Genomic DNA, 16,040 nt, shown 5'->3' with positions numbered 1-16,040 from the left:
GGCACGAACGCTACCGGCCCGCGCGGCTACTTCATGAACGTCCGCGGGCACGTCGCGCCCGCGCAGTCCCGGGTCTCCAGCCACAGCCCGCGCAGCTCCTTGCGCATGGCCCGGTAGCGAGGGTCGCGATACAGGTTGGAGAGCTGGAACGGGTCGTTCTTCGTGTAGTACATCTCGCCGCGCCCCTTGCGGCCGCGGACATAGGTCCACGGTCCGACGATGACACCGGTGTAGAGCGGCTCGAGCCCGCCCTTGACCGGCCAACCGGCGATGGGGACGACGCGGCGCGTGGCGTCGCTGTCGAGCCAGGGCATCACGTCGACGCCGTCGGCGTCCCGGTCGAGGGTGGTGCCGGCGAGCGCGGCGAAGGTCGGTGCCCAGTCGGCGTTGGTGACCGGGGCCTGCGTGGTGGTGCCGGCGGGCAGGCCCGGGCCCCGGATGAGCATGGGGATGCCGATGCTGTCGCGGAAGTACCAGAGCTTGCCGTTGAGGTTGTGCTCGCCGGTCATGAACCCGTTGTCGGAGGTGACCACGACGTAGGTGTTGGCGAGCTGGCCGGTCTCCTCGAGTGTCTCGACGGTGCGGGCGATCGCCCGGTCGACGGCCTGCAGCGCCTCGACCCGCTGCTGGCGCTCCTCGCGCAGCCCGGCCCGGCGCTCCTTCGAGCTCTTCTGTCGGGCGGCCCGGATCAGCGCCTTGTCGCTGGGGTCCTCCTCGAACATCTCGGGGGTCGTGTCGAGGTCGAGGTCCTCGAAGGTGTTGCGGTCCTCCTTGGCCGGGACCGTGGTCGAGATGCCCTCGGGATCGTCGTCCTCGATCGGGCTGCCGTGATGCGGGGCGACGTAGTTGACCCAGAGGTACCACGGGTCGTCGCTGTCGGCCTGCTTCTCGATCAGGTCGTTGGACTGGTCGCTGAGGAGCGTCGTGGAGTAGGTGTCGTAGCGCTTGATCGCGCCGTCGACGAGCAGTTGCGGGTGCTCGAAGTCGTAGGTGGCGAAGTCGACGGTCGGCCGCCACACGGTCCAGCCCGGGGGCTCGTGGTCGACCTCGTGCCGGGTGTAGCCGTTGAGGTACTTGCCGACCATCATCGTGTCGTAGCCGGCGTCCTGCAGGCTGACCGGCAGCGTGTCGGCGTCCTCGAACGCCGGGTAGCCGCCGCCCTCGCCGCCGACCGTGACCGCGCCGTGGTTGTGGGCGTACTGCCCGGTCAGCAGGGAGGCGCGGGCCGGCACGCAGATCGGGGTCGGCGCGAGCCCGTTCGCGATCGTGACGCCCTGGTCGGCGACGACCTCCTGGAGGTGCGGCATGAACGCGATGTCCTTCAGCGCCGCGTCGTCCATGGTGATCATCAGCAGGTTGGGCCGGTCCGGCGAGGCCACCGGAGCCGGCGTCGCGTCGGGCCCGAGCACGGTGTCGTCCTTCGTCGGCGCCGCGACATCCGTCTGCTCGCCCGGAGGCTGGTACTTCACCACCGGCGGGCGTTCGGTGGAGGCACCGTCGCCCCCGCCCGAGCAGGCGGCGAGCACGCTCGCGCTCAGGACGGCGGCGGTGGCCAGACGGAGGCGGCCGGGGCGACTCACGCGTCGATCTCCTTCGTGACGGGGACGTCGTTGGGGGCGTCGATCGGGGTGTCGGCAGCGCAACGGAAGCCGAGATTGGAGGCGGAGGAGTCCGGCGGTGCCGCCGATCGGGCGGCGACCCGGTACCGGTTGCAGTACGAGTCGTGGCACAGGAAGGACCCCCCGCGCATCACGCGGACGGTACCAGAGGCCGGGCCGCGCGGATCGCGCCGCGCCCGGCCCTGGTAGGCCGCGGCGTCGAACCAGTCGGCGCACCATTCCCACACGTTGCCGACCATCTGGTGCAGGCCGTACCCGTTGGGGGAGTACGCCGTCACGGGGGCCGTCGTCGTCCAGCCGTCCTCGACGGTGTTGGTGGCCGGGAAGCTGCCCTGGAAGATGTTGCACCGCCAGCCGGCGCCGTCGGCCATCAGGTCGTCGCCCCAGGGGTAGCGGCGCCCGGACAGGCCGCCCCGGGCGGCGTACTCCCACTCGGCCTCCGTGGGCAGCCGCCGGCCCGCCCACCGGGCGAAGGCGAGGGCGTCGTCGTGGGAGACGTGCACCACGGGGTGCTCGTCTCGGCCGTCGAGGTCGGAGCGGGGACCCTCGGGGTGCCGCCAGTCGGCCCCACGCACGCCGACCCACCACGGGGTCGCGGGGGATCGGCCCAGCACGTCGGCGACCGTCGCCGCGACGTCGGTGTGGAAGACGGCGGAGTAGCCCTCCGCCTCCGCCGTGGTGCGGTGCCCCGTCGCGTCGGCGAAGGCGGCGAACGCGCGGTTGGTCACGGTGGTCGTGCCCAACCGGAAGGCGGACACCTCGACCTCGTGCACCGGCCCCTCCCCGTCGCCCGCGTAGCCGTCCCCGAAGTGGTCGCCGAGGGCGGCCCGGCCGGCCGGGATCGGCGCCAGCTCCGTGGAGTCGGTGCCGCGCGGTCCCGGTGCCGGGAGGCCCGCCGCGGTGTCGTCCCCGGCGCCCGCGGTGGACCGGGGGCCGGCAGGGACACAACAGGGACGCTGATCGGACATCGCCGACCAGTCTGCCCCAGCATGCGTTGCGGCCCGGCGAGGTGGGGGAGTCGTTTACCATTCCGGACGTGGAGGAGCAGGAGGAGAAGCGGCGCGGCGTGCGCGCGGGCAAGCGCCCGGGCTCGGCCGTCTCCTCCCTCGACGTGATCGTGACGCTGGTGGCCGTGGTGGTCGTCGTGGCCGGGCTCAGCTTCTCGCTGATCTTCCCGCCGGACAGCCCCGACGCACCCGTGGTCGACGAGGGCCGCCGGGTCCCCGCGGCAGCGATCCCCCCGCCGGCGGCCGCCGCCCCGGTCGTGCCCGAGGGCGGCGAGGTCCTGGTCCCGCCGCTGGCGATGGAGGCCGAGCGGCAGTCCGCCCAGCTCGTGTGCCAGGCGCTGATCGGCACCACGGAGGTCACCGCGCTCGCCTACAACATCAAGTCGGCCCGGGCGGGCAGCCTCGAGCGCCTGCTCGGCGTGATGCAGCGCTCCGGCGCCGAGATCATCCTGCTCCAGGAGGTCGACAACCGGCGCCGCAGCACCGGGAGTGTCGACCAGGCCGCGTGGTTCGCCGAGCGCCTCGGCGGGTGGAACTCCGCGTTCGGCCGCAATGTGACCTTCGGCGACGGCCTCTACGGCACCGCGATCGTCTCGAAGTACCCGATCGTGTCGTCGGTGAACACCCCCCTGCCCAATATCGGTCGCGCGCAGCCGCGGGGCCTGCTGCACGCCGTGATCGACGTCGAGGGCGTCGAGGTCAGCCTCTACAGCACCCACCTCGACAACACCTCGGCCAACATCCGCACCCAGCAGGCCAGCCGGATCTCCAGCATGCTGGCCGCCGACCCGCGGCCCAAGCTCCTCGGCGGCGACATGAACACCTGGCCGGGCTCCGGGCCGGAGCGGATCCTCACCTCGCGGCTCAGCGACAGCTTCGTCGACGCCGGCAGCGGCAGCGGGCCGACCCACCCGGCGAGCCGGCCGCGCACCCGCATCGACTACCTCCTCTACGGCGGTCCCGACCTCACCGCCACCAGCTCCGCGGTCCTGCCCGAGGGCGGGTCCGACCACCTGCCGGTCCGCTCGGTCTTCACCCTCGGCGGGATCAAGACGGAGAAGTGCAGCGACGGCGCCGCGTCCAAGAAGTCCAAGAAGGGCGGGGACGAGCAGCCCGCCCAGGAGGGCTCCGGCACGCCGGAGTAGCCGCGTCGTCCCACCGGTTTTCGGCGTGCCCAGGCGGGTATAGTGCCCGGGTCAAAGGGTCGAGAGTCGTCTGTTCCCCCCGGGAGCGCTCGTTCGGAGCCCGATCGGATCTCGGGTGGAGTGGCTAGGAGTCAGGGACGTGGCGAATGTGTGGGGGACCCGGTCGGCACGGACCCGGGCGGTGGCGGCCGTGGCCGCCCTGCTCCTCGCGGTCGGGCTGCTGGTCGCCGGACAGGCCGGGGTGACCCGGGCCGACGCCGCACCGGTCGCGCCCGCTGCCGCGGCCGAGGACGCGCCGGCGGCGCCCGCGGCGCGCACCAAGCCCAACCCGGAGTTCGTCGTCAAGCCCGGCATCACGTTCAACCACCCGTTCCGCAAGAGCAAGCGCGCCGCGATCCACCGCAAGATCGTCAAGACGCTGAAGAACGTCGAGGCGGGCCAGACGGTCCGCATCATGACGTGGAACTTCGACTCGCCGTACCTCGCGAGCAGGGTGATCGCGGCCCACAAGCGTGGCGTGTCGGTGCAGGTCATCATGGCCCGCGGCCTGGCCCGCGAGCAGGGGATGCACCGCTCCTACGGCGTGCTCCTGCGCGCGCTGAAGAAGGGCAACGCCGACCGGCCCAAGGAGCTGCGCAGCTGGATCCGCACCTGCAGCGCCACCTGCCGGGGCAAGGGCGGCGCGATGCACAACAAGATGATGCTGGTCAGCAGGTCCGGCGCCACCAACTGGATCGTGATGCAGGGTTCCGGCAACTTCACCGGCGCCGCGGCCGTCCAGCAGTTCAACGACTGGACCACGACCACCGAGAACCAGGCGCTCTACGACGGCTGGATGACGATGTGGAACCAGGCCAAGAAGGACAAGAACTTCCCGGCCCTGCAGTTCACCGTCCCCAGCACGACCATCCCCGGCGCCAACATCACCACGATGTTCGCCCCCCACCGCGACCAGGTCGACCCCCCGCTGCGGATCCTCAACAAGGTGCAGTGCAACGGCGCCAACACGGCCAACGGCCGCACCAAGGTGCGCGTCGCCAACGCCGTGTGGGGTGACGAGCGCGGTGCTCGGATCGCGCGCAAGGTGCGCGAGCTGCACTTCCAGGGCTGCGACGTCCGCGTCGTCTTCATGATGATGTCGGGCAACATCCGCAGCATCCTCGCTCCGGTCCCCGCGAAGCAGATGGTCTACATCACCGGCGCGACGGCCAACAAGTTCAAGGACCGCTACGTCCACCTCAAGGGTCTCTCCGTCGAGGGCAACCTCGACGGCAACCCGGGCGCGAGCGCGGTGCTGTCCAGCAGCGAGAACTGGACCCAGCTCGGCTGGTTCTCCGACGAGCACGACATCATCTTCTGGGACGACGCCGCGATGGCCTCGAAGTACGCCGGCTGGGTGGACATGATCTACAACGCCGCGCCGCGCACGCTCGCCAACTACGTCAACTCGGCCGACCCCGACCCGAAGGTCCGGATCAAGCCGGGCACCGAGTACCTCAGCCCGAAGGACTACCCCTTCCACGACCTCGAGGCCGAGCTCTCCTAGACGATTGATTCCCGGGGATCGTGCACGCGAGCGACGCTCAACGCCTGCGATGACAAGGCGCCGGCGCGCGCGCTGAACGACCAAGGACCTCCACCGAGGAAGGGGAGAGGCGACCTCATGGCGCAACGGGTGGTGCTGCACGTCGGCACCATGAAGTCGGGGACCAGCTTCCTGCAGAACGTGCTCGGTGAGAACAGGGCACCGCTGGCCGAGCGGGGAGTGCTCTTCCCCGGGCGCCGGTGGCGTCGGCAGGTGCGGGCGGTCAAGGAGGTGATCGCCCACGGCGGCCCCGGCCAGCCGCCGATGCCGGCCGACGGTCCCTGGCAGCAGCTGGTCGACGAGATCCGGGCCTGGCCGGGCACGGCCGTGGTGTCCATGGAATACCTCGCGCCGCGCGACGAGGGGCAGATCCAGCGGATCCGCAAGACGTTCCCGGAGAGCCGGGTCGAGGCGGTCGTCACCTGCCGCGACCTCGGTCGCAACGTGCCCGCGATGTGGCTGGAGTCGGTGCAGAACGGCGGGACGACCGCGTGGCCCGATTTCGTGGCCGCGCTCGGCGACCGCAGGGCCGAGTCCGCCGTGGCGAACCGGTTCTGGCGGCACCAGGACGTGCCGGCGATCGCCGCCCGCTGGGCCAAGGGCCTGCGCAGGGGGGCCGTCAGCCTGGTCACCGTGCCGCCCGCGGGCGCGCCGGGCGACCTGCTGTGGCGCCGGTTCGCCGAGGTTCTCGACATCAGCCCCGACGGCATCGGGCTCGACGTCCGCAGCAACCCGAGCATCGACCTGCCCAGCGCCCTGCTGCTGCTCGAGCTCAACCGGCACCTCCGTCCCGACGGCCAGGGCGACCTGCCGGCCTACTACGACCGGCAGGTCAAGCACCAGCTGGCCAAGCGCGGCCTCTCGCTGCGCACGGGCGGCGGCCAGCGGCTCGGGTACGACGACCCGTGGGCCCGTGCCCAGGGCGAGGAGCAGGTGACCCGGCTCCGCAAGGGCAGGCACCGCGTCGTCGGCGACCTCGACGACCTCCGCCCGCGTCCGGTGCCGGGACTCCAGCCCGCCGACCTGCCGACCGAGGACGTGCTGAAGGCCGCCGTCGACGCGCTCGGCATCGCACTGGACCGGTGGGCACGCGTCCGGGCCGGCCAGGACGACGGGGAGCAGGAATGAAGTGGCGAGGCCGTCGCGAGACGGAGCCCGGGCCGGCGCCGGCCACCGCCGCTCCGCCGGGCTCGCCGGCCGGCGCCCGCGCGTCGAGCGACGGGCTGCCGCGCGTCGCGGTGATCACGATGAGTCGCGACAGCGGCCCGGTGCTGCGGCACTGGGTCGAGCACTACCGGCGCCAGCTCGGCCCCGACGACGTCTTCGTCATCGACGACCACAGCGTCGACGGCTCGACCGACGACCTGCCCTGCACCGTGCTGCGGCTGCCGTACCTCGACAAGTACCCCTTCGAGCCCTCGCGGATGGGCATCCTCAGCGGACTGGCGACGTCGCTGCTCTTCGCCTACGACGCGGTGCTGCTCGCCGACGCCGACGAGTTCGTCGTCGCGGACCCGGCCCAGCACGCCACCCTGCGTCATTTCGCCGCGGCCCGCGCGGGCACCGAGGTGGCGGGTGTGCTCGGCTACAACGTGATCCACCGGATCGGCGTCGAGCCGGCCCTGGACTTCGACGCGCCCTCGCTGCTGCGGCAGCGCGCGTTCGCCCGGTTCACGCCGCTCATGTGCAAGCCGGCGCTCAAGTGGGTCGACGCCCCCTGGGGCCACGCCTCCCACGGCATCCGGCACCCCTTCGCGCCGGATCCCGAGCTGTTCATGTTCCATCTCAAGTTCGCCGATCTCGGCCAGCTCGAGCTGCTCGCCGAGCACCGCCATCAGGCGGCGGTCGGCGAGGGACGGGCCGTGAAGTCGAGCTGGAGCCGGCCCACCGACGAGATCGTCGAGGCCCTGCGCACCGCCGCGGCCCAGGTCGAGCAGGCCGAGGCGCAGGGGGAACTGGGCCGGTTCCGGCCCGGCCCGAAGAAGCTCGCGGCGATCGTGCAGAACGAGGGCGACCTGTGGCGGGCCACCGGCGCCGGGCAGCACCACGCGCTGGTCCGGCCCCCCTACGTCCGGATCCCCGACGAGTTCCGCGACGCGATCTGAGTTGTCTGGGCCGAGCGTGTCGGATATCGACCTCGCCGCCCGGTCCTCGCTGCGCTCGGACCGCGGGCTTCGGTCGATGCGGCTGCGCCGCCGTCCGCCACGCTGCCGGCCGTGCGGTCGGACCGCGGGCGTCGGTCGATGCGGCTGCGCCGCCGTCCGCCACGCCGCCGGCCGTGCGGTCGGGCGGCGTAGCTCCCGGCCTGGCATGGCGGCGACCGAACACCTTCTGACAGGCTGGTCTCCATGAGCAATGCGCCGGTGCTGGCCGTCACGGCCGTCGACGAGGAGGGCCTCGGCCTCTCCGGCGTCCAGGAGGACCGCGCGCTCGACGTCCTCTTCGACGACCGCCGGATCTGGTCCTTCTGGTCCCTGCGCGACACCGACGAGGCGGCCCCGGACCGACCCGATGAGCGCCGGGTCGCATGGCCCGAGCGGATGCTCCGCTTCCTCGACGGTCCGACCCGGCTCAGCATCCGCGACCACGTCGCGGGCACGGTGCTGCACGACGCGGAGACGGCCTTCGGGTCGGGGGCGGAGCGGGTCGCGTTCGTCAACAAGCAGGGCCTGCCGATCGCACTCGACAAGTCCGGCCGCTTCCACCCGGAGTTCTCGGTCCGCAGCGGCGATCAGCTCGAGCCGCTGCTCGACGCGATGCACCGAGTGATCGCGATCCTCGAGGATGAGGGGGTCGCTGCCTTCCCGGCGTACGGCACCCTGCTCGGCGCGGTCCGTGAGCAGGACTTCCTCGGTCACGACTCCGACGCCGACCTCGGCTACGTCTCCCGTCACGACTCGCCTGTCGACGTCGTACGCGAGTCCTTCCGGCTCCAGCGGGCCCTCGCCGGACGGGGGATGGCGACCTTCCGCTACAGCGGCGGCGCGTTCCGGATCGACGTCGAGGAGAGCGACGGCTCGGTGCGCGGGCTGGACCTCTTCGGCGGCTTCTTCGCCGGCGACGGCAGGCTCTACCTGATGGGCGAGGTGGGTGTGGAGTTCCGTGAGGAGTGGATCTTCCCGCTGTCCACGGTCACCCTCGCGGGGCACGAGTTCCCGGCCCCCGCGGAGCCCGAGCGGCTGCTCGAGGCGATGTACGGCCCGCACTGGCGGGTGCCCGACCCGGCCTTCAAGTTCGAGACCTCGGCCGAGACCAAGGCCCGGCTCGACAACTGGTTCCGCGGCCTCTCGCCGTACCGCCGGGACTGGCAGACCAACCGGGACCACCGCAAGGGCCCGGTCGACCGACCGGCCTCGACCCTGGCCCGCCAGCTCGCCGCCGCCGCCGCGCCGGGCACCCACGTCCTCGACGTCGGTGCCGGGCGGGGGAGTGACGCGCTCGCCCTGGCCCGGGAGGGCTTCCCGACGACCGCTTACGACTACGTGCCGCTGACCCTGCGCAAGGCCGAGCGTCGGGCCGGGCGCGACGGGGCCCAGCTCGACGTCCGGACGATCAGCCTCACCCAGCTCCGCTCGGTCCTCGCCGAGGGCGCCCGGGTCGCGCGCCAGGAGGGCCCGCGCGCCATGCTGGCGCGGCACGTCCTCGACGCCACCACGGAGCGCGGCCGCGAGGGCCTGCTGCGGTTCGCGGCGATGGCGCTGCGCGGCGGCGGCCGGCTGCATGCCGAGTTCGCCACGGGGGAGGGCGCGGCCGACGAGGGTTTGTATCCTGTTCCACTCGACGGCGTCCTCGCGTCGATCGGACGCTTCGGCGGGTCGGTCCTCTCAGCGGACGTCCGGCCCGGTGCCGAGGGGCGCGCCGGCCGGGCCGTCGTGGTCGCCCAGTGGTGAGTCCGGCGGGAGTCAGGTCGTGAGTGCAGTGAAGGATGAGATGACACAGAATCGCTGGAACCTGTTCGCGACCGTCCGCGCTCAGCGACTGCGCATCGAGGCCCTCGAGGCCGAGGTGGTCGAGCTGCAGCGTCACTACGTGCGCATGGCGGAGCTGGTCGACGTCGTCCAGGAGCTGCTGATCCCCGTCGCCCAGCGCGACGAGGCCCGGATCGCCGAGGCGATCGAGGCGTTCGACAAGAGCCTGTAAGGACCGGTCCGTTGGCCCGTCGCGTCTTCGTCCACATCGGCCTGCCCAAGACGGCCACCACCTACCTGCAGACCGTCGTCTGGTCCTCCCGCGACCGACTGCGCGAGGACGGCATGCTGCTGCCCGGCCGGGGCCGCTTCGACCACCTGTGGAGCAGCCGGATCGTGCGCGACGATCCGCGGCTGCCCAAGGCGTCCGAGGAGCACCGGACCGCCTGGGAGCGGCTCCGGGCCGAGATCGCGGCACACGACGGCGACGCGCTGGTCACCCACGAGTTCTTCGCCGCGGCGAGCGCCGAGCAGGCGCGCCGGATGGCCGAGCAGCTCGCCCCCGCCGAGGTGCACGTCGTGATCACCGCACGCGACCTGCTGGGCCTGTTCACGGCCAGCTGGCAGGAGAGCCTGAAGAACCGCGGCACAGCGCCGATGAGCGACTACTCGCGTGAGGTGTCCGCGGACCCCCGCGACGTGTGGAACTGGCGCACCCTCGACCTGCACCTGGTCCTCCAGCGCTGGTCGGAGGCCGTGGCGCACGAGCGGATCCACGTGCTGCCCCTCGACACCTCCGCCCCGCGGGACGAGATCTGGCACCGCTTCGCGGGGCTGCTCGGCCTGCGCGCGGACGCCTACGACCTGAGCCGGTCCTTCCCCAACGAGTCCATGGGCGTGGTGGAGGCCGAGGTGCTGCGCCGGGTCAACGAGCACCTGGTCGCCGGCAAGGCGCTGGGACCGGCCCGCGACCGCGGCATGTTCATCCGCACCTACCTCGCCGACGAGCGGCTGGTGCCGCGCCGGGGCGAGAAGTTCTGGCCGCAGCCGGACCGGGTCGCCGAGTGTCGCGCCCGCAACGACGCCGCGCTCGACTACCTGCGCGCCCACCCGGTCGACATCGTGGGGGACCTCGCCCGCCTGGAGATCCCGGCCGAGCTGCCGCCGCGCCGTACGCCGGACTCGGTGACCGACGCCGAGGTGGCGGCCGTCGCCACCGACCTGGTCGCGTCGCTGCTCACCGACGTCCGCGACCTGCGCGTCGCACCGCCGGCCGCACCTCCCGGGGGCGGGCGCCGGGGCCTGCTCGGCGCCCTGCGCCGGCGCTGATCACCCCGGCTCGCCGGAGCGGGACGTGAGGTCGTGGGCGACCCGGTCCCGGACGACGGCGTAGGCCGACCTGTTCTGCGAGGCGACGGCGCCGGTGAAGTGCCGCGCGGCGATCTTGAGCTGGATGAGCCGGCGGCGCTCGATCCAGCGGTCGGTGAGCGGGCCCGGCTTCAGCTCGCGCAGGTAGTGGGCACCGATCATGCCGGGCCAGGACACGACGTGGCGGTCCGAGCGGCGTGCGTCGGTGCGCATCGCGCGGTTGTTCTGCAGGTCCCGCGAGCCGTCGATCAGGGTGATCCGGGCCCGGTCGTAGCGCTCGGCCTGCTGCCGGTCGACCACCGACTTGACCTGCACGCCACGGATCCGCCGATGCTCGGTGTCGATGACGAGGAAGTCGGCGTTGGCCGACCGGGCCCACCGCTCGAACTGGGGCGGTCCGGGCAGGACGAGGACCCGGTGGTCGCGCCGGGTCAGGTCGAGCAGGGCGATATAGGCGTCGATCTCGGTGAGGGCGCCGGTGGTCACGCCCCGCAGGGCGCGACCGTCGGGGCCGAAGAAGAGGTCGTCGTCGATCAGGTCCTCACGAACCTGCGCGAGCATGAGCGCCTCGTTGGCCAGATGGAGGCAGCACCACTCCACGGTCTCGCGCCCGACCATGCTCGCCTGGCCGGACAGCAGGGAGGCCCAGAAGGGCAGCGCCTTGGCGTTCATCCGGTGGAAGTTCACCTCGCTGCCGAGCTGGGCCAGGCTGTCCAGGAGCGCGGTGACCTCCTCCGGTTCGGCGTCCGACTCCCACAGCTCGTCGAGCCGGGCCTCGACCCACGTCGTGGCCCACTCACTCACCCCGCCGAGGTGGTTCTGGGCCCACAGCCAGTACTGGTTGCTGAAGGCGTTCCACTCCTGCGGCAGCGGCGCGCGGCCGAGCGCCAGGACCTCGTAGAGCAGTTCACCCCACTGGGCGGCGATCCGGCGTACGTCGGCGAGGCGCGCCTCGACCTCCGCCTGGTAGTGCGGGTAGTGCCCCGGCTCCCGGCGATAGGCGCCCACGAACTCGTCGAATCTCATCTGCTTCCCCCCACTGGCATCAACGCGCCTTGTAACGGTGAGTTACATCATTCTATAGAAGGCCACACCTGTCTGGTGTTCTCCGCGAGCTCTGTTGCCGACGATGTCCTCGTGTCCTGGGATGATGCCGCCGCCGTCGTGCTGGGCCGGCGCGTGCGCCGGCTCCGCGAGGAGCGCGGGCTGTCCCAGGAGGCCCTGGCCCGCCGTGCCGACTGCTCCAAGAATCACCTGCAGGTGATCGAGGCGGCCGGGCGGGGAGTGGTCGCCCGCGTGGTCAACCCGCGATTGACCACGCTCTACGGGCTGGCCGACGCGCTGGGCGTGGAGCCGTGGGACCTGGTGCGGGACCCGGACGCGGACTCCTGATCCGCCGCTCCTGACCGGGAGCGCCCCGGGCGCGATCCGGGCGCGATCCGGGCGCGATCCGGGCGCGATCCGGGCGCGATCCGGGCGCGATCCGGGCGCGATCCGGGCGCGATCCGACCGGCGGCCCTGCCGCACGTGAATAACACTCATGTCATTCCCAGAATTACATCCTTGTAGTTATTAACGGCGTATTGCCATGGTGAAGTTGTTACTGGTGTGATTCCTGAGGCAATTGTTGGCTCGGTGCATTTCGGCACCGTGATTCGGGAGGTCCCATGCGCACCCAGAGCTCGCTCCGACGGCCCCGTTGGTCCCGTGGCCTACCGGCGACGGTGACGGCGCTGGCGGTCCTGGCGACCCTCCTGGTCCTCGCCGCGGCCTCGGGCGGGGGGCGCGGCACGCTCGAGAGCACCGCCGCCGCGGCCGACCCGGGCACGGGGAGCGGCATCCGCCTGGTGCAGGCGAACATCAAGTCCGGGATGTCGGCCGCCAACACCGCCTCCGACCTCGGGCAGGTCTTCGCCCAGCTGCCGGACTTCATCACCTACAACGAGGTCTCCAGCCGTCCCGACGCGATGCTGGCGCCTCCGGGCTACGCCATCCAGCGCACGCCGGGCACCTACACCGGCGCGACCGCGGTGGTGTGGGACACCAGCCGCTGGACCAAGCTCGCCTCCGGCACCTACAACATCTCCGAGGTGTGGGGGAAGTCGAAGAAGCAGAAGGTGCACTGGGGCGTGCGCTACGCCAACTGGGTGACCGTGCGCAACGCCGAGGGGCGGACCGTCTCGGTCATCGCCGTGCACTTCGCGCCGGCGACGAAGTACACGATGGGCCTCACCGTGCCGTCGTACCAGCGGATGGCCGCGCTCGCCCAGACCCTCTCGGCGCAGGGCCCGGTGCTCATGGGCGGCGACGTGAACGTCAACTTCCGCACGGCGGCCTATCCGCGCAACGAGATCGCGGCCCTGGGCCTGTCCAACGTCTTCGACCTGTTCGGCGTCGCCCCGGCGACCCACGACAGCGGCGCGGTGATCGACCACGCGTATCTCTACCAGGGCGACCCGCTCCTGCCGGTCACCAACCTGACGACGGTCGGCCTCCACTCCGACCACCACCTGGTCGTCGTCGACCTCGGCAACGTCGGCCAGCGCGCCGGCGCCTTCGCGCCGGGTTGGATGTCCAACAAGGACGACGCCAAGACCACGCTGCGTCTGGCCCGCAGCGCGATCGACCAGGCCCCGCCGGGCTCGGCCCTCCACCTCGCGACCAAGAAGCTGTCGGGCAAGGGTATCTACAAGTCGATCGTGAACGCCCGGGCCCGCGGGGTCGAGGTGCAGATCATCACCGGGCACCGCAAGGCCACCCCGCTCGACCGCAAGCTGGCAAAGCTGCTCGGCACGAAGAAGAAGCACAAGTCCTGGGCCAAGCGGAAGTCGAACTGGGGCAAGACCGGGCTGCCGCGCGCGATCGTGCTCGCCAGCAGCTCCGGCGGCACCCGCGCTGTCCGCATCGACTTCAACCGCACGTGGGTCCCCAAGGACCAGAAGCGCAGTGGCTCGGTCGCCCAGATCCGCTCCGACCAGCTCGGGTACGACGAGATGTTCATCCGCTTCTTCGCGGCGGTGGGACGCACCATCTGAGCGGGTCCCGAGACCGGTGACATGTCTCACGTCACCGGTCTCGGGCGCCGTTCGGGGGGCCCTGGGCGGTCGGTTCGCGGGTACAGTGCGCTCCGGCACGACCAGCGAAAGGGAGCTGAATGACCCGGCTTTGTCAGACCGAAGGCCTCTCCGAGGACCAGTCCGAGATCCTGAAGGCCGTGCGCGTCTTCGTGGACGAGCAGATCATCCCGGTGGCCCAGGAGCTCGAGCACTCCGACACCTACCCGCAGGAGATCGTCGACGGCCTCAAGGAGCTCGGCGTCTTCGGCCTGACCATCCCCGAGGAGTTCGGCGGCCTGGGCGAGTCGCTGCTGACCTACGCGCTCGTGGTCGAGGAGATCGCCCGCGGCTGGATGAGCGTGTCGGGTGTCATCAACACCCACTTCATCGTGGCCTACCTGCTCATGCAGCACGGCACCGAGGAGCAGAAGCAGAAGTACCTGCCGCGGATGGCGACCGGCGAGGTCCGCGGCGCGTTCTCGATGTCCGAACCGGGACTGGGCTCGGACGTGTCGGCCGTCTCGACGAAGGCCACGAAGCAGGACGACGGGTCGTACTCCATCACCGGCCAGAAGATGTGGCTGACCAACGGTGCGTCCTCCACGCTGGTCGCGCTGCTCGTCAAGACCGATGAGGGTGCTGAGTCGGTCTACAAGAACATGACGACCTTCCTCGTCGAGAAGGAGGCCGGGTTCGGCGAGACCGCCCAGGGCGTCACCGTCCCCGGCAAGATCGACAAGATGGGCTACAAGGGCGTCGAGACGACCGAGCTCATCCTCGAGGGCCACCGGATCGGCGCCGAGGCGATCCTCGGCGGCGAGCCGGGCAAGGGCTTCTTCCAGATGATGGACGGTGTCGAGGTCGGCCGGGTCAACGTCGCCGCCCGCGCCTGCGGCCTGGCCTGGCGCGGCTTCGAGCTCGGGGTCGCCTACGCCCAGCAGCGCAAGACCTTCGGCAAGGTCATCGCCGAGCACCAGGCGGTGCTCTTCCGGATCGCGGAGATGGCGACCAAGGTCGAGACCGCCCACAACATGATGGTCCGCGCCGCGCGTCTCAAGGACACCGGCCGGCGGATGGACGTCGAGGCCGGCATGGCCAAGATGGTCGCCTCGGAGTACGCCAACGAGGTCGTCGAGGACTCCTTCCGGATCCATGGCGGCTACGGCTACTCCAAGGAGTACGAGATCGAGCGGCTGATGCGCGAGGTCAAGTTCATGCTCATCGGCGAGGGCACCTCCGACATCCAGAAGATGATCATCGGCCGGTCCCTCCTGAAGGACTACAAGCTCAAGTGACCGACAAGACCAACCCCGGGAACTTCTTCGAGGACTTCGCCGTCGGGCAGGTTATCCGGCACGCCACCCCGCGCACGGTGACCGAGGGGGACCGGGCCGTCTACGGCTCGCTCTACCCGACCCGGTTCGCGGTGCCCTCGTCGGCGGTGTTCGCGGCCTCGGTCGGCCTCGCCGCGGCGGACGGGACAGGGCACCCGGTCGAGGAGCTGGTCGCCTTCCACATCGCGTTCGGCAAGACCGTCCCCGACGTCTCGCTCAACGCCGTCGCCAACCTCGGGTACGCCGAGTGCCGCTTCCACCGTGCGGTGGTTCCGGGCGACACGCTCAGCACCAGCTCCGAGGTGATCGGCCTCAAGCAGAACTCCAACGGCAGGAGCGGCGTGGTCTACGTCCGCTCGACCGCCACCAACCAGCGCGGCGAGGTCGCCCTGGACTGGGCCCGCTGGGTGATGGTGCACAAGCGCGATGTCGAGTCGCCCGCGCCGGAGACCGTCGTGCCCGAGTTGGCCCCGGCGGTCGCTGCGGCCGACCTCGTGGTGCCCGACGGACTCGACTTCTCGGCGTACGACTTCGCGGCGGCGGGCGAGCCGCACCGCTTCGACGACTATGTCGTGGGGGAGCGGATCGACCACGTCGACGGCGTCACGCTGACCGAGTCCGAGCACCAGCAGGCCACCCGGCTGTGGCAGAACACCGCCAAGGTGCACTTCAACAAGGAGGCGCGCCCCGACGGCCGCAACCTCGTGTACGGCGGCCACATCATCTCGATGGCCCGGGCGCTGTCGTTCAACGGACTCGCCAACGCGCAGCTGATCGCGGCCATCAACGCAGGCGCGCACACGGCGCCGGCGTTCGCGGGCGACACGGTCTATGCCTGGTCCGAGGTCCTCGAGAAGGCCGAGACCGGTGCCCCGGGAGTGGGTGCGCTGCGGCTGCGGCTGGTCGCGACCACGGGCCGCGACACCTCGATGACGCTGCGCGGCGAGGACGGCAAGTACGCCCCCGGCGTCCTGCTCGACCTGGACTACTGGACGCTCGTCCCGCGCTGATCCGCCGT

At 71.5% G+C, this 16,040-nt stretch carries 14 protein-coding genes; 11 read left to right on the top strand and 3 right to left on the bottom strand.

Going from position 1 to position 16,040, the window contains the following annotated elements:
- Nucleotides 1-26 precede the first annotated feature (26 nt).
- Both QJ852_19150 and QJ852_19145 read right to left on the bottom strand, forming a co-directional pair.
- Entirely contained in the window at nt 27-1,580 is a 1,554-nt protein-coding gene (locus QJ852_19150) for a sulfatase (protein ID WGX95267.1), read from the bottom strand.
- A complete protein-coding gene (locus QJ852_19145) occupies nt 1,577-2,587 on the bottom strand; it encodes a formylglycine-generating enzyme family protein (GenBank protein WGX95266.1) in 1,011 nt (336 codons plus the stop codon). The genes QJ852_19150 and QJ852_19145 overlap by 4 nt, the downstream gene beginning before the upstream one ends.
- A 68-nt stretch (nt 2,588-2,655) precedes the next feature.
- Here QJ852_19145 and QJ852_19140 point away from each other — a divergent pair, with 68 nt between their 5' ends.
- From QJ852_19140 to QJ852_19110, 7 genes are all read left to right on the top strand, one after another.
- On the top strand, nt 2,656-3,771 hold the full coding sequence (locus QJ852_19140) for an endonuclease/exonuclease/phosphatase family protein (protein ID WGX95265.1): 1,116 nt from the start codon (nt 2,656-2,658) through the stop codon (nt 3,769-3,771).
- A gap of 139 nt (nt 3,772-3,910) precedes the next feature.
- The gene (locus QJ852_19135) at nt 3,911-5,317 is read left to right on the top strand and encodes a phospholipase D-like domain-containing protein (protein WGX95264.1); all 1,407 of its coding nucleotides are present in this window, start codon (nt 3,911-3,913) and stop codon (nt 5,315-5,317) included.
- Nucleotides 5,318-5,434: 117 nt separating this feature from the next.
- The gene (locus QJ852_19130; protein ID WGX95263.1) at nt 5,435-6,484 is read left to right on the top strand and encodes a hypothetical protein; all 1,050 of its coding nucleotides are present in this window, start codon (nt 5,435-5,437) and stop codon (nt 6,482-6,484) included.
- Nucleotides 6,481-7,461: a glycosyltransferase family 2 protein gene (locus QJ852_19125; protein WGX95262.1), complete on the top strand. Its 981-nt coding sequence runs from the start codon at nt 6,481-6,483 to the stop codon at nt 7,459-7,461. The genes QJ852_19130 and QJ852_19125 overlap by 4 nt, the downstream gene beginning before the upstream one ends.
- A gap of 243 nt (nt 7,462-7,704) precedes the next feature.
- Complete coding sequence (locus tag QJ852_19120; GenBank protein ID WGX95261.1) at nt 7,705-9,246, top strand: hypothetical protein; 1,542 nt, start codon at nt 7,705-7,707, stop codon at nt 9,244-9,246.
- A 40-nt stretch (nt 9,247-9,286) separates the two neighbouring features.
- On the top strand, nt 9,287-9,496 hold the full coding sequence (locus QJ852_19115; protein ID WGX95260.1) for a hypothetical protein: 210 nt from the start codon (nt 9,287-9,289) through the stop codon (nt 9,494-9,496).
- A gap of 11 nt (nt 9,497-9,507) precedes the next feature.
- Nucleotides 9,508-10,593, top strand: coding sequence for a hypothetical protein (locus tag QJ852_19110; GenBank protein ID WGX95259.1), 1,086 nt, complete (start codon nt 9,508-9,510; stop codon nt 10,591-10,593).
- Here the strand turns inward: QJ852_19110 and QJ852_19105 are convergent, their stop codons facing one another.
- Nucleotides 10,594-11,658: a hypothetical protein gene (locus QJ852_19105; GenBank protein WGX95258.1), complete on the bottom strand. Its 1,065-nt coding sequence runs from the start codon at nt 11,656-11,658 to the stop codon at nt 10,594-10,596. It lies immediately after the preceding gene.
- A gap of 111 nt (nt 11,659-11,769) precedes the next feature.
- On the opposite strand from QJ852_19105, the gene QJ852_19100 reads away from it, so the two are divergent.
- The 4 genes from QJ852_19100 (at nt 11,770) to QJ852_19085 (ending at nt 16,032) form a co-directional block, all read left to right on the top strand.
- Nucleotides 11,770-12,024, top strand: a complete 255-nt coding sequence (locus tag QJ852_19100) for a helix-turn-helix transcriptional regulator (protein WGX95257.1) — start codon at nt 11,770-11,772, stop codon at nt 12,022-12,024.
- 275 nt (nt 12,025-12,299) lie between these two features.
- Entirely contained in the window at nt 12,300-13,667 is a 1,368-nt protein-coding gene (locus QJ852_19095) for a hypothetical protein (protein ID WGX95256.1), read from the top strand.
- Between the two features lie 119 nt (nt 13,668-13,786).
- Nucleotides 13,787-14,983, top strand: coding sequence for an acyl-CoA dehydrogenase family protein (locus QJ852_19090; GenBank protein ID WGX95255.1), 1,197 nt, complete (start codon nt 13,787-13,789; stop codon nt 14,981-14,983).
- Entirely contained in the window at nt 14,980-16,032 is a 1,053-nt protein-coding gene (locus QJ852_19085) for a MaoC family dehydratase (protein ID WGX95254.1), read from the top strand. The genes QJ852_19090 and QJ852_19085 overlap by 4 nt, the downstream gene beginning before the upstream one ends.
- Nucleotides 16,033-16,040: the final 8 nt, after the last annotated feature.

This window comes from Nocardioides sp. L-11A, from assembly GCA_029961745.1.
Taxonomy (GTDB): Bacteria; Actinomycetota; Actinomycetes; order Propionibacteriales; family Nocardioidaceae; genus Nocardioides.
This window is presented reverse-complemented; position numbering and strand designations above follow the sequence as displayed.